This window comes from Streptomyces sp. NPDC030296 (assembly GCF_055572815.1).
The window spans coordinates 18,883-43,284 of record NZ_JBVICQ010000014.1; the positions used below are offsets into that span (position 1 = coordinate 18,883).

At 71.1% G+C, this 24,402-nt stretch carries 17 protein-coding genes; 9 read left to right on the forward strand and 8 right to left on the reverse strand.

Features of this window, described 5'->3' with window-relative positions; genetic code table 11:
- Positions 1-110 precede the first annotated feature (110 nt).
- Positions 111-1,775, forward strand: a complete 1,665-nt coding sequence (locus tag ACZ4Z3_RS33150) for a hypothetical protein (RefSeq protein ID WP_468504504.1) — start codon at positions 111-113, stop codon at positions 1,773-1,775.
- Positions 1,776-1,895: 120 nt separating this feature from the next.
- Here the strand turns inward: ACZ4Z3_RS33150 and ACZ4Z3_RS33155 are convergent, their stop codons facing one another.
- Positions 1,896-4,748 (reverse strand): D-alanyl-D-alanine carboxypeptidase, encoded by a 2,853-nt coding sequence (locus ACZ4Z3_RS33155; RefSeq protein ID WP_468504505.1) that lies wholly within the window; start codon positions 4,746-4,748, stop codon positions 1,896-1,898.
- A 263-nt stretch (positions 4,749-5,011) separates the two neighbouring features.
- On the opposite strand from ACZ4Z3_RS33155, the gene ACZ4Z3_RS33160 reads away from it, so the two are divergent.
- From ACZ4Z3_RS33160 to ACZ4Z3_RS33170, 3 genes are all read left to right on the forward strand, one after another.
- Positions 5,012-5,770 (forward strand): GOLPH3/VPS74 family protein, encoded by a 759-nt coding sequence (locus ACZ4Z3_RS33160; RefSeq protein ID WP_468504506.1) that lies wholly within the window; start codon positions 5,012-5,014, stop codon positions 5,768-5,770.
- Positions 5,771-6,259: 489 nt separating this feature from the next.
- Positions 6,260-7,120 (forward strand): helix-turn-helix domain-containing protein, encoded by an 861-nt coding sequence (locus tag ACZ4Z3_RS33165; RefSeq protein WP_468504507.1) that lies wholly within the window; start codon positions 6,260-6,262, stop codon positions 7,118-7,120.
- Positions 7,121-7,382: 262 nt separating this feature from the next.
- Positions 7,383-7,592 (forward strand): DUF397 domain-containing protein, encoded by a 210-nt coding sequence (locus tag ACZ4Z3_RS33170; RefSeq protein WP_055537993.1) that lies wholly within the window; start codon positions 7,383-7,385, stop codon positions 7,590-7,592.
- A 109-nt stretch (positions 7,593-7,701) separates the two neighbouring features.
- Here the strand turns inward: ACZ4Z3_RS33170 and ACZ4Z3_RS33175 are convergent, their stop codons facing one another.
- Positions 7,702-8,541 carry a hypothetical protein gene (locus ACZ4Z3_RS33175; protein WP_468504508.1) on the reverse strand — a complete coding sequence of 280 codons (840 nt, stop codon included), beginning with the start codon at positions 8,539-8,541 and terminating at the stop codon, positions 7,702-7,704.
- Between the two features lie 80 nt (positions 8,542-8,621).
- Between ACZ4Z3_RS33175 and ACZ4Z3_RS33180 the strand changes: the two genes are divergently transcribed.
- Together ACZ4Z3_RS33180 and ACZ4Z3_RS33185 are read left to right on the forward strand one after the other, a co-directional pair.
- A complete protein-coding gene (locus ACZ4Z3_RS33180; RefSeq protein ID WP_468504643.1) occupies positions 8,622-9,416 on the forward strand; it encodes an SDR family oxidoreductase in 795 nt (264 codons plus the stop codon).
- Positions 9,417-9,630: 214 nt separating this feature from the next.
- Positions 9,631-11,265 (forward strand): sodium:solute symporter family protein, encoded by a 1,635-nt coding sequence (locus ACZ4Z3_RS33185; protein ID WP_468504509.1) that lies wholly within the window; start codon positions 9,631-9,633, stop codon positions 11,263-11,265.
- 73 nt (positions 11,266-11,338) lie between these two features.
- On the opposite strand, the gene ACZ4Z3_RS33190 is transcribed toward ACZ4Z3_RS33185, so the two are convergent.
- From ACZ4Z3_RS33190 to ACZ4Z3_RS33205, 4 genes are all read right to left on the reverse strand, one after another.
- Positions 11,339-11,980: a class I SAM-dependent methyltransferase gene (locus ACZ4Z3_RS33190; RefSeq protein ID WP_468504510.1), complete on the reverse strand. Its 642-nt coding sequence runs from the start codon at positions 11,978-11,980 to the stop codon at positions 11,339-11,341.
- A gap of 109 nt (positions 11,981-12,089) precedes the next feature.
- Positions 12,090-12,623, reverse strand: a complete 534-nt coding sequence (gene cpt, locus ACZ4Z3_RS33195) for a chloramphenicol phosphotransferase CPT (RefSeq protein WP_468504511.1) — start codon at positions 12,621-12,623, stop codon at positions 12,090-12,092.
- Positions 12,620-13,093, reverse strand: coding sequence for a GNAT family N-acetyltransferase (locus ACZ4Z3_RS33200; RefSeq protein WP_468504512.1), 474 nt, complete (start codon positions 13,091-13,093; stop codon positions 12,620-12,622). The genes cpt and ACZ4Z3_RS33200 overlap by 4 nt, the downstream gene beginning before the upstream one ends.
- Before the next feature lie 39 nt (positions 13,094-13,132).
- A complete protein-coding gene (locus ACZ4Z3_RS33205) occupies positions 13,133-14,248 on the reverse strand; it encodes an ADP-ribosylglycohydrolase family protein (RefSeq protein WP_468504513.1) in 1,116 nt (371 codons plus the stop codon).
- A 218-nt stretch (positions 14,249-14,466) separates the two neighbouring features.
- Between ACZ4Z3_RS33205 and ACZ4Z3_RS33210 the strand changes: the two genes are divergently transcribed.
- Both ACZ4Z3_RS33210 and ACZ4Z3_RS33215 read left to right on the forward strand, forming a co-directional pair.
- Entirely contained in the window at positions 14,467-15,915 is a 1,449-nt protein-coding gene (locus ACZ4Z3_RS33210; RefSeq protein ID WP_468504514.1) for an FG-GAP-like repeat-containing protein, read from the forward strand.
- A 146-nt stretch (positions 15,916-16,061) separates the two neighbouring features.
- Positions 16,062-16,583, forward strand: a complete 522-nt coding sequence (locus ACZ4Z3_RS33215; protein ID WP_468504515.1) for a DUF2165 domain-containing protein — start codon at positions 16,062-16,064, stop codon at positions 16,581-16,583.
- Between the two features lie 75 nt (positions 16,584-16,658).
- Here ACZ4Z3_RS33215 and ACZ4Z3_RS33220 read toward each other — a convergent pair whose 3' ends face one another.
- Both ACZ4Z3_RS33220 and ACZ4Z3_RS33225 read right to left on the reverse strand, forming a co-directional pair.
- Positions 16,659-18,785: a LamG domain-containing protein gene (locus ACZ4Z3_RS33220; RefSeq protein ID WP_468504516.1), complete on the reverse strand. Its 2,127-nt coding sequence runs from the start codon at positions 18,783-18,785 to the stop codon at positions 16,659-16,661.
- A gap of 93 nt (positions 18,786-18,878) precedes the next feature.
- Entirely contained in the window at positions 18,879-21,473 is a 2,595-nt protein-coding gene (locus ACZ4Z3_RS33225; RefSeq protein WP_468504517.1) for a bifunctional FO biosynthesis protein CofGH, read from the reverse strand.
- Between the two features lie 420 nt (positions 21,474-21,893).
- Here ACZ4Z3_RS33225 and ACZ4Z3_RS33230 point away from each other — a divergent pair, with 420 nt between their 5' ends.
- Positions 21,894-24,242 (forward strand): immune inhibitor A domain-containing protein, encoded by a 2,349-nt coding sequence (locus ACZ4Z3_RS33230; protein ID WP_468504518.1) that lies wholly within the window; start codon positions 21,894-21,896, stop codon positions 24,240-24,242.
- Positions 24,243-24,402: the final 160 nt, after the last annotated feature.

Sequence of the window (24,402 nt, forward strand, 5' to 3'; positions counted from 1 at the left end):
AACGGAACGGACGAGCCGCAGTGGCCTTTGCCGAGCTGACCCCACGACGTCCCGTCTCGCGCGCCGACAAACCGTCGCCGACGCGTGAGCCGTGGCGGGAACGCCACCGAGTGCCCCTCACGGCCGCTCTGTGCGCCCTGCCGCTGTACGTCGTGTGGTGGGCGGTCTTCGCGACCGGCGGCGGGGATCTGGCCGCCCAGGTGGCGTGGGCGGAGTTCGCGAAGATGTACCCGGACTCCGCGGTCAACCTGTTCTGGTACGGGGGCCTGCACGCGGCGAACTACAGCGTCCTCTCGCCGTATCTGATGGCGGTGTGCGGGGTGGTCGCCGTGACGCTGGCGTCCGGCCTCACCGCGTCCTGGCTCGTCGGCGCGGTCGTCGCCCGGACGGGTGTGCGGGGGCCGATCCCGGTCGCTCTCGCGGCGACGTTCTCGCTGTGGTGCCAGGTGGTGTCGGGCCGCTCCACGTTCATGCTGGGCACGGCCTTCGCCATGGGGGCGCTGCTGGCGGTGGTGGGCGGGCGCGGCGGGCGGCGGCTGGCCGTGGCGGCGGTGTGCGCGACGCTGTCCACGATGGGGAGCCCCGTCTCCGGGCTCTTCCTCCTCGTGGTCGGCGCCGCGTATCTGCTGTGCCGCGAGTGGGGCCGGGCGGCGGCCCTGATCGTGCCGCCGGTGACGGTCGTCGCCGTGACCACGCTGCTGTTCCCCTTCGAGGGCGAGCAGCCCATGGCGTTCAGCCGGATATGGCCTCCGGTGGTGATCTGCGCGGTGGTCGTGGTGACCGCGCCGAGCGCCTGGCGGGTGCTCCGCCTCGGCTCCGCGGTGTACGCCCTCGGCGTGGTCCTCTGCTATCTGATCCCCACCCCCATCGGCACGAACGTCGAGCGGCTCCTGGAGCTGGCGGGCCCGGCGGCGGCCCTGGCCATCGCCCTGTACTGCGGCGAGGCGCGCGCGGAGGGGGCCCGGCTGCCGCTGTCCTGGTTCACGGCACGGCGGCGGGTGGTGGCCGGTGTGGTCGCCCTGGTCCTCTCCCTGACGTGGCTGACGGCCAAGACCACCGCCGACATCGTCACCAACACCAAGGTGCCCGAGTGGGCCGTGAAGACCGACGGGGTGGTGCGCGAGCTGAAGCGGCTGGGCGCCTGGAAGACCCGCGTCGAGGTGGTCCCGGCCCGCGACCACCGCGAGGCCGCGATCCTCGCCCCGTACATCAACATGGCGCGCGGCTGGAACCGGCAGGCCGACGTCGAACGGGGCCGCCTCTTCTACGAGGGCCACGGCGGCACGGAGGTGCCCGAGGGCGCCTTCACCCCGGCGGCCTACAAGGCGTGGCTGTCCCAGTGGGCGGTCGGTTTCGTCGTCCTCGTCAACGGCGAGCCGGACGGGCCCGCCGAGCTGGAACACGCGCTGGTGACCAGCGAGCCCGACTATCTGGAGCGCGTCTGGGAGGACGCGAACTGGAAGATCTACCGGGTGAAGAACGCGACGCCGCTGGTCGACAGGCCGGCGTCGGTGGTCAGCGCCGACGGGGCCAACCTCGTCGTCCGTATGCCCGGCCCCGGCGAGGTCACCGTCCGCGTCGCCTACTCGCCGTGGCTGTGGGCGGACAACGGCTGCCTCGCCGCCGACCGCGAGTCCGACGGCGATCTCACCGAGTTCACCCGCCTCACCGTCCACGAGGCCGGTGACGTCCGCATCAGCTCGCAGTACGGGGGACCGTCCCGGAAGACGGCGCTGGAGTGCGAGAAGGAGGCGGAGGAGGAGGGCGAGGAGTAGGACGGGCCCGCTCGGCCGCCACTCGGCCCCCCGTGCGGGCCTTACGTATGAGGCGCCCCTCCCGGCCGGTGGTCGGGAGGGGCGCCTCTTCGTGTGCGGTGCGGGTGGGGGCTGTGCCGGTCAGCTCACGCGGGTGAGCCTGGGGACGAAGCCGGGCTCGGTGAGGTCCTTCTGCAGGGCCACCGGGACCTCGACGCCGTAGCCGGTGCCGTCGCCCACGGTCAGCGAGCCGACCTTCGTACCGGCCTTCGCCTGGTGCGGGATGGTTTTTGCGGGCTCCAGCCCCAGCTTGACGGTCTTGCCTGCCCAGCCGACCGCCGAGACGTCGTCGGTGACGACGACGGGGGTCTGTCCGCCGAGCTGGTCGTCGACGTAGCCGACGACGTCGCCCTTCTTCAGGATCGTGTCGGAGGTGAGGGCGTCCTGGGCGGCGATCATGGCCGTCTTGCTGACCGCGTTGACCGTGTCGATGATCGGCGGGGTGTGCTGGCCGAGGATCGCGCCGACGACGATGGCCGTCTCACCGCCGACCTCCTTGGTGGCGGCGAAGAGCAGGTTGCCGCCGGCGGCCGAGGTGGAGCCGGTCTTGATGCCGATGGCGTTGTTGTAGGGGACGAGACGGTTGTAGTTGTCCCAGCGCTGGCCCGACGGGTCGTACCAGTAGGGCAGCTTGGTGATGTCGGTGAGGGCCTTCATCCGCACCAGCTCGTTGCCGAGCTTCACCTGGTCCTCGGCGGTGGAGACGGTCGTCTCCTTCAGCCCGGAGGGGTCGGTGTAGGTGGTGTTCTTCATCCCGAGGTCCTTGGCGGCGGCGTTCATCTTCTTGACGAACTCCGCCTCGGAACCGTTGCTGTCCCAGCGGGCGAGCAGCCGCGCGATGTTGTTCGCGGACGGGATCATGATGGCCGCGATGGCGTCGTACTGGGAGAGCTTGTCGCCCTCCTTGACGGTGTTGAGCGTGGACTCGCCGTCCTTGTCGTAACCGCCCTCGGTCTCCGCCTTCGCGTCGACCGGGATGGTCGCGCCCTTCGCACCCGGCTTCATCGGGTGCTCCTTCAGGATGACGTACGCGGTCATCGCCTTGGCGACGGAGCCGATGGCGACGGGCTTCTGCTCGCCGAAGCTGTCCAGCGTGCCGATGCCGTTGACGTCCATCCAGCCCTGGCCCTGCTCGGGCCACGGCAGGGTCACCTTGTCGCCCTCGAAGGCGTACGACTCTTTCGCGGTCAGCGCGAGCGTCGGGGCGGGGAGCGAACGGAAGTTCTGTACGACCGCAAAGACGATCACCAGCAGGATGACCAGCGGGGTCCAGATCTTGACCCGGCGGACGGCCGTCCTGAGCGGGGTCTGCGGGGGCGGCGGCGTGTTCGTCAGCTCCGCCAGCAGATCCAGCGGGGGCTTCGGCGGCAACGGCTGCTGCGTGGTCCGCTCGGGGCCGACCTGAGGAACCGTCCGGGTGGCCTCGGCGGGCGCGACGGAGGGCTGCGCGGACTTGGGCGGGGCGGCGTCGTCGAGCGACTTGAGCGCCACGAACTTGCTGGTCCGCTCGCTGGGGGTGCCCTTGGCGTCGTCCGGGGTGCCCTTGGCGTCCTCGGTGCCCTTGCCGTCGGGTTCGGCCTTGTCGGAGGTGTCCTCGTCGGAGGCGTCGTCGGTCTCGTCGTCGGTCGCCCTGGTGGCCGCCGCGCCCAGCTTGAGCATGGTGGTGGGCTGGTCCACCGGGGGGAGCTTGGGTGCGCGGAAGATGGCGGTCGCCTGGTCGACGGGCGGCTCGGCGTCGGCCTCGGCTTCGACTTCGTCCTCTGCCGCGATCTCGCTGGGGCGGGACTTGGCGAAGAAGACCCCGGAGCCGCCCTTGGAGGCGGGGGTGCCGGAGCCGGCCTTCCCGCTGCCCTCGGAGCCCTTGCCGCGCTCCTCGTCGGGACCGGCGTCGGGCTCGGGTACGCGGTCACGCGGAGTCCCGGCGTCGGAGCTGGAGTCGGAGTCGGCGGGCAAGTCGGCATCGTCGCGCTCCGCGGCACCGCTCTCCCCGTCGCGCGACGGGTCGGCGTCGGCCTCGGCACTCGCGCGGCCGCCCACAACCGCCTCGGGCCTCGCGTCCTCGACAGATCCGGAGCCGTAACCCTCGGTCTCGGTACCGGCGTCGCCCGCGTCCCCGGCCCCTGCGTCGGGCTCGCGGTCACGCGGAGTCCCGGCCTCGGCGTCGATGGCGGCATGTGCGCGGTCGGCAGTCACCTGGCCGGCCCCGGCCTCCTCCGCCTCGCGCGCCGCGGGCAGGCGTGCCGCAAGGGCGAGCGTGGGCGTGGCGACACCCGGCGAGTGCCGGGGGGCATCACCAGACTCGGCCTCGGCCGGGTCGTCGGTCTGGGCCTCGGGCGCGTCGTCGACCTCGTCGTCCGCCGGCTCCGAGCTCACCTCGGCCTGGGACTTGGCCTCGGGCTCGCCGTCGCCATCGCCATCGCCATCGCCATCGCCATCGCCATCGCCATCGCCATCGCCATCAGCGTCGTCGACAGCAGCCTCGCTCTGCTCGGTGTCATCCGACTCAGCGCCGCCCGAAGTCTCTCCGGCACCCCCAGCACCCGACCCGGCACCTTCAGCCTCGGCCGTCGCGCCCGCGTCGGCGTCGGCCGTCGCGCCCTCCGCGTCGGACGACTTCGCACCCTCGGCGGCACTCGCCCCCGCCGCGTCGGACTTCACGTCACCCGCGTGGGCGTCGCCCTCCGGATCCGCCCGCTCCGCCGTCTCCGCCTTCTCCGCCGTCTCCAGCAGTGCTCGGCGGGAGAAGACCGCCGTCGCCTGGTCCGGCTTCGGGGTGGGGGCCGGGGAGGTCGGCCGGGAGAGGGAGAGGCGTGGGTCGTCGGAGGACGCGGGGGACCCGGAGCCCGGGGTCTCCGGGATCGGCGGTTCGCTCCCCGGCGCCGACGATGTCGACGACTCGTACCGCTTCGACCTGTCGGGGGACGTGCCCGCCACCGATGCCTCCTCCCGCGCGCCGCCCGTCCTCGGGACACGCGCCCTACCGATCTGTGAAACCCACCGCCCGGACACTAGTCACCCCGCGCACCACCGCGCCGCGCCGCTGTCCGAACCATGTACCAGTGTCCTGTGTGCGGGCTTAGCCCCTGTGGTAGACGAGAACGACATACCTATCGGTTCCACTACATTCCGGTCACGCACCCTCGACAGACCAATGTGAGAGGGGTCACCCTGTCATTCATCCACGCGGGGAGGCATGGATGGGCAGGAGCCGCAGAACCATTCCGGAGGAGCTTCTGCTGCTGGCGTTGGACCCGGCCACGGGTACCACCGCACAGCCGCAGTCGCTCGACCTTGGTCTGGCCGGAGCGCAGCTAGTGGAGCTGGCGCTGGCCGGACGGATAGCCCCAGACGGGGATCGTATCGCCGTGGTGTCCCCACGGCCGACTGGAGATCCAACACTGGACTGCGCGTTGGAGTTGCTGCGAAGGCGCGGCGCTCCGGTCCGTGCGGTGCACTGGATCGGCGGGCCCCGCCTGGGGCTGCGCCAGACCTATCTGTCACACCTGGAGCGCTGCGGCATGGTGCACGCCGTCGCGGGCCAGATGTGCGGGGTGCTGCCGACGACGCGCTACCAGGCGACGGACACGGCCATCAGCCGGGAGATCAGGGCCCGGCTGGATTCCGCGATCCGCACCGGCGTACCGCCGGACCCGCGGACGGCCGCGCTCGCCGCACTGGCCCACGCCGTGGGCCTCGGCAAGCACCTGTACCCGGGGAACGAGGGACGCTCGTCCCGCTCCCGGCTCAGGGACCTCATCCGGCACGACCCCATGGGCGGTCTGGTGGCCCACGCCGTCATGGACGTGCAGAACGGTGTGGCCGCACAGCCGCGCCGCAGCCCGGCACCGGCCGGCCGGCAGGCCGCACCCGGCGCCCGGCCACCCACGCCGGAACCCGCCCGCGGTGTTCCGATGCAGCCGCGCCGTGGCTCCATGGCACGCGTGGTGGCGCACTGAGCCACAACCGTCGGTCCACCACCGCACTACCGGACCACCGCACTACCGGACCACCGCACTACCGGAAAACCGCACCACCGGAAAACCGCACCACCGCACCACCGAACGACCCGCACCGCGTCACGATGCGCACTGTGCGCACCACTCGCACCGTCAGCGCCGGACCGAACCGCCCCAGGGACCCCAGGACCCGGTTCGGGAGCCGCTGGATCGCGCGGGGCGTGCGAGGCCGTACGGACACGCTCGGCCGGTCGATCCGTCGACCGCTCGGGCCGGTCCGTACGACAGGGCCTCGCCGCCCCGCGCGGCCGCATGTTCCGGTGCTGGCCGTGCATTCGGCGGAGAACCCCCCAGGGCGGAAAAACTACGGTGCGAGCGGTGCACGCAAGCGCATATCCGTTGTTTTCCAGCGGTACTCAGCACCTTGGTGGCAATCTGCTCAGCAGCAGATACGCAAAGTAGAGGCCCGCAGCCGGAGGTGCACGTCCCGTGGCGTCCAATGTCAATCCCACCGTCAGGCGACGCCGGTTGGGCCAGGAGCTGCGTCGGCTCCGTGAGCTCAAGGGCATGACCGCCGAGGAAGTGGCCGAGCGGCTGCTGGTCTCGCAGTCGAAGATCAGCCGACTGGAGAACGGGCGCCGCAGCATCAGCCAGCGCGACGTCCGCGATCTCTGCGGGGTCTACGAGGTCGAGGACCAGCGGGTCGTCGACTCGCTGATGCAGATGGCCAAGGACTCGCGCCAGCAGGGCTGGTGGCACGCGTTCGGCGACGTCCCGTACAGCGTCTACATCGGCCTGGAGACCGACGCGGCCAGTCTGCGCGTGTACGACCCGCAGGTCGTCCCCGGGCTCCTCCAGACCCGCCCGTACGCCGAGGCCCTCATCGCGGGCGCGCTGCCCGAGACGATGCCCGGGGACATCGAGAAGCGGGTCCAGGTACGGATGAGGCGACAGGAACGTATCTCCGCGCCGGAGAGCCCCCTGCGGCTGTGGACGGTCCTCGACGAGGCCGCGCTGCGCCGGGTGGTCGGCAACCGCTCCCTGATGCGCGATCAGTTGGAGTACCTGGTCGAGCAGTCCCAACTCCCGCACGTCACCGTGCAGGTGATCCCCTTCGACCTGGGCGCGCATCCCGGTCTCAACGGCCAGTACGCGATTCTGGAGTTCCCGGACGCCTCGGATTCCAGCGTCGTCTACATCGAGGGTGTCACGAGCGATCTGTATCTGGAGAAGCCGGCCGACGTCCAGAAGTACAGCGTGATGTACGAGCACTTGAGAGCGCAGGCCCTGAATGTGGATCAATCCCGCCAGTTCATCGCCGACATCGCGAAGAACTATGCGGGGTTGTAGTCCCTGCGCGGGCTCAAACAAGGGGCTGCGGGATTGAAAGGGACGGAAGATACACCTTGGCACCCCTGAGGGGAAGACCTAAGGGGAATATGCCACTCGCACGAGTGAATAGTCGCTTCGCCAGCCGATGTTGGCGAGTAGCGTCGATCACGTCAAGGAAATCAACGACCTTGGCGGAAACCGAACTGTGGGGTCCGGGAACGGATGTGTTCCCAGAGTTCGGCGACAGCAACTCAACGACCAACCGGCTAGCGGAGCAGAAATGGCAATTCAGCAAGGCGCCACGGACACGTGGGTCAAGTCCTCGTACTCCACGGGCAACGGCGCGTGCGTCGAGGTCAAGTCCCCCGTCGTCGCGGCACTCTCCGTGCGTGACTCCAAGGTTTCCGACGGTCCGACCCTGGCGTTCCCCGCCGACTCGTGGAACGCGTTCGTCACCGGGGTCAACCGGGGAGCCTTCGACCTCGCGTGACCATGGTTCACCCCCACCTGAAACACAACTTCACACACACCAACTGACAGAGCCCTCTCGACCGGCCCGCCGTCCTGGCCGAGGGGGCTCGGCCTTGCCCGAACTCCGACTACCGCAGCCGGTCCACGTACCGGTCCGTCCCCGGCACCGTCGGGACGAAGGGGGCCAGCAACTCCAGCCTCCCCAGCCCCGATCCGTCCAGTTCCTCCCCCAGGCCCGCGAAGTGCGCCTCCCAGCAGTCGCGAGGGTGGGCCTCCAGGAACCACAGGAGGGTCAGGCGTGTGTCGACGCCCTCGACCTGCTTGACGTAGGACATGCGGTCCAGCGGCAGCGGCGTCGGCCGGAAGACCGTCACCAGGGCGGCGGGGGACCCGGCGAGCCGCTTCGGCAGATGCCGGGCTCGCAGCCACTCCAGCAACTCCACCCGCCGCTCGGGCCCTTCGGCGTCCACCACCTCCAGCACCAGGCCCGCGTACGGGTGGTCGAGAGCATGGAAGTCGCGGGGCCCGGCGGCGCCGTCCCGGTAGACGGTCACCTCGTGGTCCTGGAACGCGGTGAAGACATGCGTACGGTCCTGGTAGACGCGCGCGTCGCGGTTCAGCCGCTTGTTGATGGCGACCGTCCAGCGCATGTGGTCGTCGTAGCGACCGTCGGTGATCCAGTACGTGGAGAGGTAGCAGCCGGCGGTGACCGGCTGGGCGATCGCCGACTTCTCGGGAGTCCGCAGGAGTTGCAGATCACGGGTGGCGACCCAGCGGCGGCCCGCGAACATCCAGGGCATCGCCATCGCACCCGCGTAGTAGTGGTCGTCCTCGTACCAGCGGTTGTACGCGTACTCGTGTCCCGGATGCGGCTCGACCATCGTGATCAGGGCGTGGCCGGGACGGACGCCGTACGGGCCGACGGCGGCCAGCTCGGCATAGGCGGCGCTTCGGGTGTCGTCCGACATGGATGCTTCCCTTCCTTCCTCCACCGGTCGCCCATACTCTGACGCTCCGTCAGATGGAGCGCCAGACCCTGGAGGTAGCGATGACCCCGCCCCTGCTGAACGGCAAGACCGTCGTCGTGTCGGGCGTCGGAGCGGGACTCGGCCAGCGGGTGGCCGCCGCGGTCGTACGGGACGGCGGGAACGCCGTGCTGGGGGCGCGTACGGAGGCGAACCTCGCCAAGGCCGCGGCGGAGCTGGACCCGGACGGCGCGCACACGGCGTACCGGGCCACGGACATCACCGACGAGGCGCAGTGCGAGGCGCTCGCGGCGCTGGCGCGGGAGCGGTTCGGGGGCGTGCACGCGGTGGTGCACGTGGCCGCCTGGGACAGCCACTTCGGGGGCCTGGAGGACGCCGACTTCGCCACCTGGCAGGCGGTCCTCGACGTCAACCTGCTGGGCACGCTGCGGATGACACGGGCCTGTCTGCCGGCCCTGAAGGAGGCGGGCGGCGGGTCCGTCGTCATCATCGGGACGCAGTCGTCGGTCGCCGCGCCCTCACAGGTGCGCCAGGCGGCGTACGCGGCGTCCAAGGGCGCGCTGACGAGCGCCATGTACTCGCTGGCCCGGGAGCTGGGCCCCCACCGGATACGGGTCAACACGGTGCTGCCGGGGTGGATGTGGGGGCCGCCGGTGGAGGCGTACGTCCGGTTCACGGCGCACGGCGAGGGGGTTCCCGAGGAGCAGGTGCTGGCGCGGCTCACCGAGCGGATGGCGCTGCCCGAGCTGGCCACGGACGGGGACGTCGCCGACGCCGCGGTCTTCCTGGCCTCCGACCGGGCGCGGGCCATCACGGGTCAGTCGTTGCTCGTCAACGCCGGGGAGCTGATGCGCTGAGCCCCCGGTCCCGGACGATGCGGGGCTGATGGGCTGAGCTGATCGTTTTCGGCCAATCAGCCGTTCATGTACATGAACTAGGGTCATCGCACAGAACTTCTTTACCCCCTCTTGACTTCCCTCTTCCTTGCCGCAGGCATGCCACCCCACCCAGAGTTCACATGCCTGACCGTGCACATGCCTGACCCTGGCGGCGGACCCTGGAAGGGGGCCCATGAACAGTCTCGACTGGGCCGTGCTCATCGGCTACTTCGGTGTGATGGTGGCGATCGGCGTCTGGTCGCACAAGCGGGTGGACAACGTCAGCGACTTCTTCACCGCCGGCGGCAAGATGCCGTGGTGGTTGTCCGGCATCTCGCACCACATGTCGGGCTACAGCGCGGTGATGTTCACCGGGTACGCCGGAATCGCGTACACGTGGGGTGTGACCTCGTTCGTGACGTGGTCCTTCCCCATCGCCCTCGGTATCGCCATCGGCTCCAAGCTGTTCGCGCCGCGCATCAACCGGCTGCGGTCGCGTCTTCATGTGGCGTCGCCGCTGGAGTATCTGAAGAACCGCTACAACCTGCAGACCCAGCAGGCGCTGGCCTGGTCCGGCATGCTGCTGAAGATCGTGGACGTGGGCGCGAAGTGGGCGGCGATCGCGACCCTGTTGTCCGTCTTCACCGGGGTCTCCCTGAACCAGGGCATCCTCATCACCGGCAGCATCACCGCCGTGTACTGCACCATCGGCGGACTGTGGGCGGACGCGCTGACCGAACTCGGCCAGTTCGTCATCCAGTTGCTGGCCGGCATCGCGATGTTCGTGGCCGTCTTCGTGAAACTGGACGACTACGGCGGCTTCTTCGGCGTATGGGACCGTCCCGAGCTGAAGGGACACGCGGAACCCCTCGTCGGCCCGTACGGCACCGTCTTCCTCCTCGCGTTCCTCTTCATCAAGCTGTTCGAGTACAACGGCGGCATGCTCAACCAGGCCCAGCGCTACATGGCCACCGCCACCCCGTACGAGGCCGAACGCTCCGCCCGGCTGTCGGCGATCCTGTGGCTGGTCTGGCCGCTGGTGCTGTTCTTCCCCATGTGGATGTCGCCCCTCCTGGTCACCTCGGAGAAGGGCGACGGCTCCGACACGTACGCCCTGATGACCGAACAGCTGCTGCCGCACGGACTGCTGGGCCTCGTCATCGTCGGCTTCTTCTCCCACACCATGGCGATGTGCTCCTCCGACGCCAACGCCATCGCCGCCGTCTTCACCCGCGACTGCGCGCCGGTGATCTGGCGCCGGGCGCGGGCCTGGAGCGAGGGGCAGGGGCTGCGGGTCGCCCGGATCACGACCGTCGTGTTCCTCGGCCTGTCCATGGCGGCGGCCACGCAGGTCAACTCGCCCGCGTTCAAGGACATCATCACCGTCGTCATCAAGTGGGTCGCCGGTCTGATGGGGCCGATGGCCATCCCGATGATGCTGGGTCTGCTGCGTCCGTTCCGCCGCTCCGGCCCTACGGCCGCGCTCACCAGCTGGGCGTGCGGGCTGTTCGCCTTCTGGCTGGTCAACTACCCGATCCACTGGAACGTCGAGGGCGGTGTCCCGCTCCAGTACCAGGTGTCCGTCCCGCTGGCGGTGTCGCTGGTGCTGTACATCGTCATCGGCTTCATCAAGCCGGAGGACACCCCGGAGCGGCTCGCCATCATCGAGAAGATCAACACGGACGGCGACAGCGACGGCGACGGCCGAGGCGGCGGCGCGGGAGCCACGGCGACCGTACCGGCTCCGGGACCGGCTCCGGCTCCGGGACCGGGTGCGGATTCGGGATCGGGTTCGGGGAAGGACGCGGCCAGTCCGACGGGGGTCTAGGGCGACGCGCTTCGTGTGCCGGGGGGCCGCTCCGGGCGGGGGATCCTGGAGCGGCCCTCCGGCGTGCGGCGGGCTACTTCTCCAGCCGCATCAGCAGGTGCCCGCGCCGGAACCGCTCCCCCTCGCGGGGCTCACGGAGCATGCGGCCGATCTCGGTGAAGCCGAAATCGGCGGTCAGAGCGGCGAGTTCGTCGATCGGCCAGCGGTAGGCCGTCGTCACCCTGTGGTCGAACTCGGTGACCGGTCCGCCCTCCGACTCGAAGAAGCCGAGCACGAGATGGCCGCCGGGCGCGAGGACGCGGCGGAACTCCGCGACGTACGAGGACACGTCGCGGGGCGGGGCGTGGATGACCGAGTACCAGGAGACGATGCCGTCCAGCTCGTCGTCGGCCAGGTCGAGCGCGTGCATGGAGCCGACCTCGAACCGCAGGTCGGGGTAGGACTCGCGGGCCAGCCGGATCATCACCGGCGAGAGATCGATCCCGAGGACGTCGAGCCCGAGGTCCCGCAGATACGCCGTCACGCGGCCGGGGCCGCACCCCAGCTCGGCGACCGGCCCGCCGTCGACGGCCAGCACGGAGTCGGCGAACGCGGCGAGCATCGCCCGGTCCAGCGGAAGGGAGTCGAACTCGTCCCTGGCCAGTTGGGCGTAGAGGACGGCGATGTCGTCGTACGCGGCCGCTGTCGTGCTGAGATGCGAGGGGAGTCCAGTCACAAGCGAGGACCCTAGAGCCCCGTCCCCGCGCGGACCACCGTTTTCCGCCAGGTCATCAGCAGCGCCCAGCACACGGCCGTCACCGGCACCAGGACCGGTGGGCCGGCACTCAGTCCAGGTGGGCCGCGATGGTGTGGGCGCAGGCCAGGGGGGCGGTGTGGGTGGTGTCGATCTCCAGGTCGTAGATGACGTCCCTGTGGACCAGGTGGGCCTGGAGGGCGGCCATGCCGTGGGGGCGGTCGCCGCGGGCGGTCTCGCGGGCCGTGGCCACCGCGCTGTCGCAGTGGACGCCGACCCACAGGACGGGGAGGTCGCCGACGGCGTCGCGCCAGCGCCGCTGGGAGGTGGCGCCGCCCAGGAAGACGTCGTCGACGACGACACGGGCGCCCGCGCGGACCATGGCCGCGATGCCCGCCGCCCAGGCCGCGTCCAGCACCTGGAAGTCGGCGCCGGTGCTCACCGCGCCGTCCTCCGCGAAGTCGATGCCCCCGTCCGAGGACCGCATCCGCTCGGGCATCGCGTCCACGAGGGTGTCGACGCTGAACGCCAGCCAGGGGTCCGGCAGTACGGTCTGCAGGCTTCGCGCGATCGCGGACTTCCCCGAACTGGAACCGCCGTTGAGGATGATCATCCTGGTGCTCATGGCGTCACGGTAACCGCACGGGGGTGGACGCCCGCCGGGTGGCGCACCATGAACACGTCCACCGGGTCCTCGGACTCCGTGGTGAAGCCGTGCCGTTCGTAGAGGCGGCGGGCCGGGCTGCCCCGCAGCACGTTCAGGCGGACCACGGTGGCGTCCCGGTCGCAGCGGTCCAGCAGTTCCCGCAGCACGGCCGTGCCGGTGCCGGAGCCGTGCAGGTGCGGGGCCAGGTAGAAGTGCTCCAGCCAGTGGGCGTCGGCGGCGGGGCGGAGCGCCACACAGCCGGCGGGTCGGCCGTTCACCTCGACGATCCAGGTGTGGGCCGCGTCGAAGCCGTCACGGAAGCGCCGGCGGACCCGGTCCTCGTCGTAGCGGCCGAGGCGCTCCAGGTCCGGCCGCATCACCACGGCCCGCAACTCGGCCAACGGCTCCACGTCCGTCACCGAGGCCCGGCGCAGGGTCCAGTCCGCCATGGGTTCCTTTCTCACCGGCCGTTCTCACCGGCGTGGCGCTCAGCCGCGGGGGTATCGGGCCAGCCAGCCCGGTACCGCGCCGCTGGGGCTGTGCAGGGCGGGGCCCTGGGTCATCTCCAGGGCGAAGTCGTCGGCGAGGACCAGGAGGGTGGGACGGCCCTCGAGTTCGGCCAGCCAGGCAGGGGGGAGCGCCGTCTCGCCGTGCAGGGCGCCGAGGAGGCCGCCGGTCAGGGCGCCCGCCGCCTTCGAGGGGCCGCTGTGGTTGACCGAGAGGCACAGGCCCTGGCGTACGTCCTCCCCCACGAGCGCGCAGTAGACGGCGACGGCGAGCAGCCGGTCGGCCGTGCCGGGGTCGGCCAGTTCCTCCACGAGCGCCGGGGAGGGCGGGCCGGTGCGGACGGCGGCGAGGGCCTGCTGGAGGGCCTCGGCGACGGGCTGGTGGCCGGGGCGGGCGGCGAGCAGCACGAGGGCCTTCTGCACGGCGGCGTCCATGCTCTCGCCCCGGGCCAGGGCGTGCACGACGACGGCGTACGAGCCGGCCGTGAGGTACGCGGTGGGGTGGCCGTGGGTCTGGGCCGCGCACTCGACGGCGAGCTGGAAGACTAGCTGGGGCTCCCAGCCGACGAGGAGGCCGAAGGGGGCCGAGCGGGCGGCGGCCTCCGCACCGGCCTCGCCGGGGTTCTTGGGGGCGTCGAGCGTGCCCATGGTGTCGTCGGCGAAGCCCAGCAGGCAGACGCGGGACGGGTCGCGCCGGGCGTACAGCCACTCCTCGCGGGCGAGCCAGCCGTCGTCCTTGCGGCGCTCGTCGGGACCCCAGTCCCGCTGGGTGGCCGCCCAGCGGAGGTAGGCCCGGTGCAGATCGGTCGGCGGGTGCCAGGCGCCGGTGTCGCGGCGGACCTGTGCGCGGATCAGGCCGTCGACGGTGAACAGGGTCAGCTGGGTGAGGTCGGTGATGGCGCCGCGTCTGCCGTAGGCGGGGGCGAGGTCGGGCAGGCCCTCGGGGCCGTACGCCTCACGGATCCGGGGCAGGGTCAGCGCCTCGACGGGCGCGCCGAGGGCGTCGCCGACGGCCGCGCCGAGCAGCGTTCCGCGCACCCGGCTGCGGAAGTCCTGCTGTTCGGCCCGCCCCCAGACGGCCCCGGCTGTCGCACCCACCCCGGCCTCCTCACGGCCCCACCCCGTACGTCAGTACGTAAGTACATCCGTACGCCCGTACGGCTCGACAGTCCAGCACTGTAATCGAACGGGAATGGTCGGCTCAGGGGTCTCCACGAGCACGTTCCGCACGCGCAAAGCAACCATCGCGCACCCCCGACGGTCAGACGATCGGATGTGAACCACCGGCAACCCCTGATCCAACTCCTGGAGAATCCGTGCCTCTTCGCACCAGCCGTCGTCCGACCCCCGGCGCCGCCCGTCGTGCGCGCGGCCGTACGATCGCGGGCTGCGCGGCCGTCGCCGCCGCGCTGCTGGCCGCTCCGCTCGTCACGGCCGTCCCGGCCGCCGCGGTCCCGAAGCCGCCGGTCGTCGACTTCAACGGCGACGGTTTCGCCGACCTCGCGACCACCGCCCCCGAGGCCACCGTCTCCGGCGTCCGGTCCGCGGGCTACGTCGCCGTCGTGTACGGCTCCTCGGCCGGCGCCGACACCGCGCACCCGCTGACCGTCTCGCGGGCCCTGCCGTGGGTGCCCGGCGAGCCCTCGCAGGCCCACTTCGGCCAGGCCACCGCCGCCCGCGACCTCGACGGGGACGGCTACACCGACCTCGTGGTCGGCGCCGACGAGGGTGCCGCCATCCTGTGGGGCTCCGCGAGCGGTCTGGCATCCGCCACCGCGCTCAGCGGCAGGGTCGTCAAGCTGGCCGGCGGCGACTTCAACGGCGACGGCCAGGACGACATCGCCCTCGGCAGCGGCGGCGTCCTCCAGGTCCGCCTGGGTCCGTTCACCCGGGACGGCGCCCCCGCGGGCACCAACGTCTTCCCGGAGAACGAGAAGCGGCCGACCTGGGACGTCATCGCCGGCGACATGAACGGCGACGGCAAGGACGACCTCGTCACCACCCACGGCTTCGAGGAGCGCTCGTACCCGACCCTCTGGTGGCCGGGCACCGCGACCGGCATCGACACCGAGCACGCCAGGTCAACCGGCTCCCCCACCCTCGGCGGTGTCGTCGCCGACGTGAACATGGACGGCTACGGCGACTATGTCGGACGGCAGGTCGACGCCGTCTCCGAGATGGAGATGTACGACGCGGGCAACGTCCGGGTCGTCTACGGCGGCCCGGACGGACCGAGCACCCGGGTCACGAAGATCACGCAGAACACGGCGGGCGTGCCCGGCGTCTCCGAGGCCGGACTCCGGGGCGGCGACCACAGCGACTACGGCGACCAGTTCGGCGCCTCGCTGGCCGCCGGGGACGTGACGGGCGACGGTTACCCGGACATCGCGGTCGGCGTGCCCGGCGAGGACATCGGGTCCGTCCGCGACGCCGGTTCGGTGGTCCTGCTGAAGGGCGGTGCCTCCGGGCTCACCGGCACCGGCGCCCAGGCCTTCGACCAGTCCGACTCCGGGGTGCCCGGGGTCTCCGAGGCCCGTGACCGGTTCGGCGAGGCCGTCGCCCTGCTCGACGTCAACGCCAACGACCGCGCCGACCTCGCCGTCGCCGCGCCCACGGAGGACGGCACGTACAAGAACTCCGGTGCGGTGTGGCTGTTCCGCGGCTCCAAGGCGGGCCTGACCACGAACAACATCACCTCGTTCGGGCCCTCGACCCTGAAGGCCCCGGAGCAGGGCGCGCTCCTCGGCAGCGCCTTCGCCAAGTAGGCCCAGTCCCGTCCCGTTCCGTCCCGCCCCACCCCGCACGGCCGGGGTGGGGCGCACTTTTCCGGCCAGTCGGCGGCCACTGATTTCGGCCCAACGCGCCGAAAATCACCTGGGGTTGATCGGATCACGCGGGACATAGTTGATCCATGTCCGCTGATCTGAGACCTCGTTCGTCCCTTCTCCCCCTCGCCTCGACGCTCCTCGTCGGCACCGTCGCCCTCTACATGGCGCTCGTCGCCTTCAGCAACATCACCGACTTCGGCACCAACCAGCAGTTCGTACGGCATGTTCTCGCCATGGACACCACGTTCAAGGACGAGGACCTCATGTGGCGGGCGATCACGTCGAAGGGGCTTCAGGACACGGCGTACGTCGCCATCATCGTCTGGGAGACGGTCGCCGCGCTGCTCCTCGTGGCGGCCACGTACTTCTGGGCCACCGGCCTGCGTTCCCGCGCGTTCCACACCGCCCGCCGCTACAGCACCCTCGGGCTGCTCATGGTCCTGCTCCTCTTCGGCGCCGGCTTCATGGCGATAGGCGGCGAGTGGTTCGTGATGTGGCAGTCCAAGAGCTGGAACGGCCTCGACGCGGCCCTGCGCGTGTTCCTGCTGAGCGGTGTGGTCCTGCTGGTCACCTGCCTGCCGCAGGACGAACCGGCGAAGGGTTAGGCCCCGGACGCACGGGACCCCCGCCGTCGTACGGACCGTACGGACCGGCGGGGGTCACGGCTGTCAGGGCGCCGTTCAGCAGAGGCAGGGCTCGACGCCCCGGCCCAGTTGGCGGACGTCACCGTCGTCGAGGGCGCCGGCGAAGGCGTGGACCTCGTCGACGTCGCCGCGCAGGTACTCGCCCCAGCCGTCGCCGGTGTGGGCGCGGCCGACCTGGAGAGGGCCGGAGCTCTCCCATCCGTTCGGGAGGTCCGCGGTGGCCTCGGCGTTGGTCGTTCCGTCGAGGTAGAGCCTGATCCGGTCGGTGGCGTCGTCGTAGACGACCGCGAGCCGCTGCCCCAGGCCCTCGCCGCCGTCGGCCATGGCAGCCTGGGCGACCACGACCTCGGCCGCGCCCTCCTCGTCGGCCACGGGCATCACCAGCTGCCAGGCGTGCTCCGACGGCTCGTAGCGCACCCTGAACGCGTCGGTGTGCGTGCCGCCCTGGGACAGCACGGTCATCGGGTGGGACGGCTCCGCGTCCGCCAGACGTACGACGACACCGATCGAGAAGCTGTCCGAGGTGTCGAGGACGGGGCCCGGGGTGGCCGCGTGGCCCGTCTCGCCGTCCAGGGTGAGGTGGCCCTCGCCCACGAGCGCGTCCGGTACCGCCGGGCAGTCCGGGTCGAGGTCCGGGACGCAGGAGCCGTCAGGGCCACGGTGGATCGCGGCGCCCGTGCCCAGCTTCAGCGGCGTACCGCCGTCCTGCTCGGGGCTCGCCCCGTCCGTCGCGTTCTCCAGCGACCAGTGTCCGAGGGAGCGCGGCTTGCGGTGCGCCAGTTCAGCGGCCTCGGTGGGCACGACGACCCGGTCGTGGACCCGGATGCCGGCGAGCCCGCCGTGCCAGCGGTCGTGCTGGCCCCGGCCGTCACGGGCCCGCCCGATCTGGAAGTGACCGGTGGCCGCGCCGGGCTCCGCCTTCGCCTTGGCGCCGACGGCCCGGCCGTTGACGTACAGCTGGGCCTCGCCGGTCTCGGCGTCGTACACGCCCAGCAGGTGCGCCCACTCCCCGGTCTCCGGCGCGCCGCCGGTCACCCGGCCGCCGCCCACGGTGAACGACCACACCGGCCGCTCCCCGCGCGCGTCGAGGCCGAGCGCGAAGGCCGAGTCGTCGCCGGCGTCCTGGGCGGCGACGGTCATGGTCCGGTCGGTCTGCGCGGGCCGCGCCCAGCCGCTGACCGCGAACGTCTTGCGGGGGTCGGCGACGGCCGGGCCGCCCGGGGTGAGATAGCCGTGGCTGCTGCCGTCCAGGACCGCCGCCGAGGCGAGGCCCGTACCGGAGGGTGCCGCGCCGCCGAAGGTGACCCCGCTGCCCGCCTCGGCGGCGGTGCCGCCCTCCGCGGCGGCGGTCGTCGAGCCCTCCGGGTCGGCGAGGTTCCAGTGGGCGACGGGGGCGCGGCCGGACTTCACGAAGAAGCGGTACGACGTCTCGCCGCTGCTGCGCCCGGCGCGGTCGAGGGCGCGGACCTCCAGTGCGTTCGGTCCCGAGCGGAGCGGCAGGTAGGGGATGGTCACGGCCCCGCCCGGCTCGTCGGGCCGCACGGTGCCGTAGGGGCCGCCGAGGAAGCCGTAGCGGTAGGCCACGACGTCGTCCGAGGGCGAGTCCATGGTGAAGTGGCCGTACATGCCGACGCCGTCGACCCAGAGGACGTCCTCCGGGTACTCGGGCGAGGTGACCGCGGCCTTCTCCGGGTTCGTGTCGTCGTACGCGAACTGGCAGACCGAGCCCTCGCCCTCGGAGCTCCAGGGCGACTTCGCCGTGCCGTCGTCGGCTCGCACGTGCCAGGAGACGACGGTGTCGGCCGGGATGTCGTCCCACGGCAGTCGGAAGGTGAACGGGCTGCCCGAGAGCTTCTGGGTGGTCGTGGCGGTGCGGCGCTGCTCGTCGCCGTCACGGTCCGTCCACCAGACCTCGAACTCGCCAGCGACACGGCCGCCGTCGGTGTCGTTCAGCACCGCGCTGACCAGCGGCGGCGACTCCGCAACGTACGCCTTGGCGTCCCCCGAGGCACACGCCTTGCTCCCGGTCGTCAGATCCGCCACCAGCGGCTGCTTCGGCGGCGTGCCGGCCGCCGCGTGCGCGACGCCGGGCAGCGCGGCGACGAGCGCCGCCACCGAGCACCCCACCGCCAGCAGCCCCCGGCCGCCGGATCTCCGTGACATCCCCAACTGTCCCCTCCCCAGTGAGTCTTGGGCTCGTGGATCGCACGAGCCGGAGAAAGCTAACAGGGGTGACGGACTGGGCAGTAAGGGTTTTCAGTCCACGACGGGCAGCAGCTCCGGCAGATGCCCGTCGGAGGCGGCGGCCGCGCGCTGCCGCTCCTCCGGTACGGGGCCGTACAGGGTGGTGCGCGGCCGTGCCGGACGGCCCGCGGCTTCGGCGACGGCGACGAGGTCCTGCACGGACTTGTACGAGCCGTACGAGGAGCCCGCCATGCGGGAGATCGTCTCCTCCATGAGGGTGCCGCCGACGTCGTTGGCGCCGGAGCGGAGCATCTCGGCGGCGCCCTCGGTGCCGAGCTTCACCCAACTGGTCTGGATGTTGGGGATCCACGGGTGGAGGAGGAGGCGGGCCATGGCGGTGACCGCGCGGTTGTCGCGCATGGTCGGGCCGGGGCGGGCGATGCCGGCGAGGTAGACCGGCGCGTTGGTGTGGATGAACGGCAGGGTCACGAACTCGGTGAAGCCGCCGGTGCGCTGCTGGATGCCGGCGAGGGTGCGCAGATGGCCGAGCCAGTGCCGGGGCTGGTCGACATGGCCGTACATCATCGTCGAGGTGGAGCGGATGCCCAGCTCGTGAGCGGTGGTCACCACCTCGATCCAGGTGGCCGTGGGCAGCTTGCCCTTGGTGAGGACCCAGCGGACCTCGTCGTCGAGGATCTCGGCCGCCGTGCCGGGGATGGAGTCCAGGCCGGCCTCCTTCGCGGCCGTCAGCCACTCCCGGACCGACATCCCGGTGCGGGTGGCGCCGTTCACGACCTCCATGGGCGAGAACGCGTGGACGTGCATCCCCGGCACCCGCTCCTTCACCGCCCGCGCGATGTCGAAGTACGCCGTGCCCGGCAGGTCGGGGTGGATGCCGCCCTGCATGCAGACCTCGACGGCGCCCACGTCCCACGCCTGCGCGGCCCGGTCGGCGACCTGCTCCAGCGACAGGGTGTACGCGTCGGCGTCGGTGCGCCGCTGCGCGAAGGCGCAGAAACGGCAGCCGGTGTAGCAGACGTTGGTGAAGTTGATGTTCCTCGTGACGATGTACGTGACGTCGTCGCCGACCGCCGACCTGCGGACGTCGTCCGCGACGCGGCACAGCGCGTCGAGCGCGGCGCCGTCCGCGTGCAGCAGGGCGAGGGCCTCGTCGTCGCTGAGCCGGGTCGGGTCGTCTGCGGCCGTGCGCAGCGCGTCCCGTACGTCGGTGTCGATGCGCTCGGGTGCCATACCGGGCGCGGCGGCCTCGCGCAGGGCGCCCCAGTCGCCGTAGACGGAGTCGAAGTCGTCGCGGCGGTCGCCGGTACGGCCCTCGGTGTCGATGGCGGTGTGCAGATCGGTGCGCCCGGCGGCGACGAAGACCTCCTCGGGCTCCTGCCACGGGTGTCCCTCGACGACGGCGTCCGGGAGGGCGAGGCCGGTCTCCGGGTCGGCGAGCGCGCGGACGTGCGGGAGGAGCCGGGGGTCCAGCCAGGGCTCGCCGCGGGTCACGAACTCCGGGTACACGCAGAGCCGTTCCCGCAGCTCGAACCCGGCGGCGCGGGAGCGTTCGGCGAGCTCCTCGATCTGCGGCCAGGGTCGCTCGGGGTTCACATGGTCGATGGTGAGGGGCGACACCCCGCCCCAGTCGTCGATCCCGGCGGCGATGAGGCGCTCGTACTCGCTGTCGACGAGGTTCGGCGGGGCCTGGATGCAGCCCGAGGGACCCATGATGAGCCGGGCCACGGCGACGGCGGCCACCAGCTCGTCGAGTTCCGCGTCCGGCATGCCGCGCATCGCGGTGTCGGGCTTGGCGCGGAAGTTCTGGATGATCAGTTCCTGGATGCCGTGGTAGGCGCGGGAGACCTTGCGCAGCGCGAAGAGGGACTCGGCGCGCTCCTCATAGGTCTCGCCGATGCCGAGGAGGATGCCGGAGGTGAACGGCACGGACGAGCGCCCGGCGTCCTCCAGCACCCGCAGCCGTACGGCGGGCTCCTTGTCGGGGGAGCCGTGGTGGGGGCCGCTCGGCTCGGACCACAGGCGGGTCGCGGTGGTCTCCAGCATCATGCCCATCGAGGGGGCGACCGGCTTGAGCCGCTGGAAGTCGGTCCAGCTCATGACGCCGGGGTTGAGGTGGGGCAGCAGCCCGGTCTCCTCCAGGATGCGGATGGAGATCGCGCGGACGTAGGCGATGGTGTCGTCGTAGCCGTGCGCGTCGAGCCACTCACGCGCCTCGGGCCAGCGGTCCTCGGGCTTGTCGCCGAGGGTGATCAGGGCTTCCTTGCAGCCGAGGGCGGCACCCTTGCGGGCCACGTCGAGGACCTCGTCGGGCGACATGAACATCCCGTGGCCGGCGCGGCGCAGCTTGCCGGGCACGGTGACGAAGGTGCAGTAGTGGCATTTGTCCCGGCAGAGCCGGGTGAGCGGGATGAACACGCTCTTGGAGTACGTGATGACGCCGGGCCGTCCGGCCTCCGCGAGCCCCGCGTCCCGCACGCGGCCCGCCGACGCGGCGAGGTCCTCCAGATCCGCGCCGCGCGCCTGCAACAGCACGGCCGCCTCGGCCACGTCCAGCGCCACGCCGTCGCGGGCACGTTTCAGGGCGCGCCGCATGGAGTTCTGGGTGGGGCCGGTTCCCTGGCTGGCCTGGCTGGCGGAAGTCGTCATTGGTCGAGCATACGAGCGACGGGTCGGGTGGCCATGGGGCGCCTCGTGACTCGGGGGTGCGGGTCTCGTCGGCGACCGCGGGTGGGCGGGGCCGGCCGCGCGGTTCCCCGCACCCCTGAAGGGTCGGGCGACCCGGTGAATCACGCCCGGTAATTGATCCGCGGTGATTACCGCCCAGTAATACCGCTCGGCATTACCGGCCGGTATCCGGCGTCCGATCCTGCCCCTCCCGTGCACCTTTCCTGAGGGATCGGTGAACACCACGTGCGGGATTCCGCCAACAACCGCACCAAAAACCGAAGTTACTCGTGCCATAGGCGATCTTGAACTTTCATTTTTCCTCAACTACATGTCAAATACGTTCACTTGAACCATCACGCGGGTCACCACTGACCGCGTTCAGGAAGGAACCCCCCACAAGTGAGCAGCAAACCCTGGACGTTCAGGGCGGCGGCGACCGGTGTGGTCCTCACCACCGCCGCGGCGACGTTCACGACGTTCACCGTCATCACCCCGCAGACCGCCGCGGCCCACACGCCCCCCGCGGCAACGGAGCACGGCCACCCGGCAGACGCCCACGCCGCGCACGAGCACGACTTCGAAAGCCCGCTGAGCAGGACGCAGGCCGCCCAGCGCGAGGAGGCCCTCAAGCAGCTCATAGCCGGCGACGCCACGGTCAAGAACCGTGACGGCTCCAAGGTCGTTCAGCTCAAGAGCAGGAAGGGCGACCCCAAGTACGTCGAGCTGGGGCGCGAGAAGACCGACCGGATCTTCACGGTCCTCGTCGAGTTCGGCGACAAGACCGACGACCGCTACGGCGGCACGCCCGGCCCCCTGCACAACAAGATCGCCAAGCCGGACCGCAAGAAGAACAACACGACGGCCTGGCGGGCCGACTACGACCGCAAGCACTACGAGCAGCTGCTCTTCGGCACGGGCAAGAAGACCGAGTCGATGAAGAAGTACTACGAGAAGCAGTCCTCGGGCCGCTACTCGGTCGAGGGCAAGGTCTCGGACTGGGTCAAGGTCCCCTACAACGAGGCCCGTTACGGCTCCAACAAGTGCCAGCCCGACACCTGCGCCTGGCAGGTCGTCGCGGACGGCGTCACCGCCTGGGCCGAGCAGCGGAAGGCGGCCGGACGCACGGACGCCCAGATCAAGACGGAGCTGGCGAGCTTCGACACCTGGGACCGCGGCGACTTCGACGGCGACGGCGACTTCAACGAGCCCGACGGCTACATCGACCACTTCCAGCTCGTCCACGCCGGTGAGGGCGAGGAGGCCGGTGGCGGACCGCAGGGCGAGGACGCCATCTGGTCCCACCGCTGGTACGCCTTCAACGACGACTGGGACAAGACCGGCCCCGAGGGCAACAAGCGCGGCGGCGCCCCGATCGGCGACACCGGCATCTGGGTCGGCGACTACACGATCATGCCGGAGAACGGCGGCCTCGGCGTCTTCGCCCACGAGTACGGCCACGACCTCGGTCTGCCGGACCACTACGACACCACCGGCAAGGGCACCAATTCCACCGGCGCCTGGACCCTCATGTCGGGCGGCTCCTGGCTCGGCCGGAGCAAGACCGAGATCGGCGACCTGCCCGGTGACATGACCGCCTGGGACAAGCTCCAGCTCGGCTGGCTGAACTACGACCGGGCCAAGGCCGGGAAGAAGTCCACGCACACGCTGGGCGTCGCCGAGTACAACACCAAGGACAAGCAGGCCCTGGTGGTCGAACTGCCCAAGAAGCGGGTGGAGGTCGACGTCGTCAAGCCCGTGGACGGCACGCGGGAGTGGTGGAGCGGCAGCGCGAACAGCCTGTCCAACACACTGACCCGTTCCGTGGACCTCACCGGACGGACCTCCGCGGCGCTGACGCTCGACGGCTGGTGGGACATCGAGAAGGAGTACGACTTCCTCTACACCGAGGTCTCGACCGACGGCGGCACCACCTGGACAGCGGTCGACGGCACCGCCGACGGGCAGCCGATCAGCCGTGACGGCGGCGGCAAGCCCGCCCTGGACGGCACCACCGACGCCTTCAAGAAGCTGTCGTACTCCCTGGACGCCTACGCGGGCCGGAAGATCGAGCTGCGCTTCCGCTACCAGACCGACCAGTACGTGGCCCAGAAGGGCTTCGTGGCCGACCGGATCACCGTCACGGCCGACGGCACGCCCCTCTTCTCGGACGACGCCGAGACCGCCGACCCCGCCTGGACGGCGGCCGGCTTCTCCCGCTTCGGCGGCTCCTACACCACGGAGCACGAGCAGTACTACATCGCCGAGAACCGCCAGTACGTGTCGTACGACCAGGCGCTCAAGCTCGCGATCAACTCCACGAGCTCCGAATGGGTGGAGCGCTACCCGTACCAGAACGGGCTGCTGATCTGGAAGTGGGACACCTCGCAGCAGGACAACAACACCAGCCAGCACCCCGGTGTCGGCCTGCTGCTGCCCGTCGACGCCCACCCGAAGGCCCTGAAGTGGTCCGACGGCGAGCTGGCCGGCAACGACCACCAGACGCACGACTCGACGTTCACCCTGGGCCGCACGGACGCCTTCACGCTGCACTGGGGCAAGAAGGTCACGCTGAAGGTCACCTCGAAGAAGGGAGTGTCGGTCTTCAACGACCGCACCCACACCTACTACGACAAGAGCAACCCCACGGGCGGCGTCAGGATCACCGACACCAACACCAAGATCCAGATCGTCAAGGAGGCCAAGGACGGCTCGACGGTCACGGTCCGGGTGGAACCGGCGGGGAAGTGACCACGACCCTGGACTGATGGCGGTCACCCGCGCCACCGAAGGGCCGGGCAGCACAGCCCGGCCCTTCGGCTGAGAAGCACGGGGCGCAGCCCCGGCCGCTTCTCAGGGGCGCGGGGAACTGCGCGACCAACCACGGCGGGCCCGCAGCCGGCCGACCGCC

Bases quoted from the DNA above. Each gene is read 5' to 3' on its own strand.
- ACZ4Z3_RS33160 (WP_468504506.1), top strand. From the start codon at position 5,012: ATGGGCAGGAGCCGCAGAACCATTCCGGAGGAGCTTCTGCTGCTGGCG.
- ACZ4Z3_RS33170 (WP_055537993.1), top strand. From the start codon at position 7,383: ATGGCAATTCAGCAAGGCGCCACGGACACGTGGGTCAAGTCCTCGTAC.
- ACZ4Z3_RS33175 (WP_468504508.1), bottom strand. From the start codon at position 8,541: ATGTCGGACGACACCCGAAGCGCCGCCTATGCCGAGCTGGCCGCCGTC.
- ACZ4Z3_RS33180 (WP_468504643.1), top strand. From the start codon at position 8,622: ATGACCCCGCCCCTGCTGAACGGCAAGACCGTCGTCGTGTCGGGCGTC.
- ACZ4Z3_RS33185 (WP_468504509.1), top strand. From the start codon at position 9,631: ATGAACAGTCTCGACTGGGCCGTGCTCATCGGCTACTTCGGTGTGATG.
- cpt (WP_468504511.1), bottom strand. From the start codon at position 12,623: ATGAGCACCAGGATGATCATCCTCAACGGCGGTTCCAGTTCGGGGAAG.
- ACZ4Z3_RS33200 (WP_468504512.1), bottom strand. From the start codon at position 13,093: ATGGCGGACTGGACCCTGCGCCGGGCCTCGGTGACGGACGTGGAGCCG.
- ACZ4Z3_RS33215 (WP_468504515.1), top strand. From the start codon at position 16,062: ATGTCCGCTGATCTGAGACCTCGTTCGTCCCTTCTCCCCCTCGCCTCG.
- ACZ4Z3_RS33220 (WP_468504516.1), bottom strand. From the start codon at position 18,785: ATGTCACGGAGATCCGGCGGCCGGGGGCTGCTGGCGGTGGGGTGCTCG.
- ACZ4Z3_RS33225 (WP_468504517.1), bottom strand. From the start codon at position 21,473: ATGACGACTTCCGCCAGCCAGGCCAGCCAGGGAACCGGCCCCACCCAG.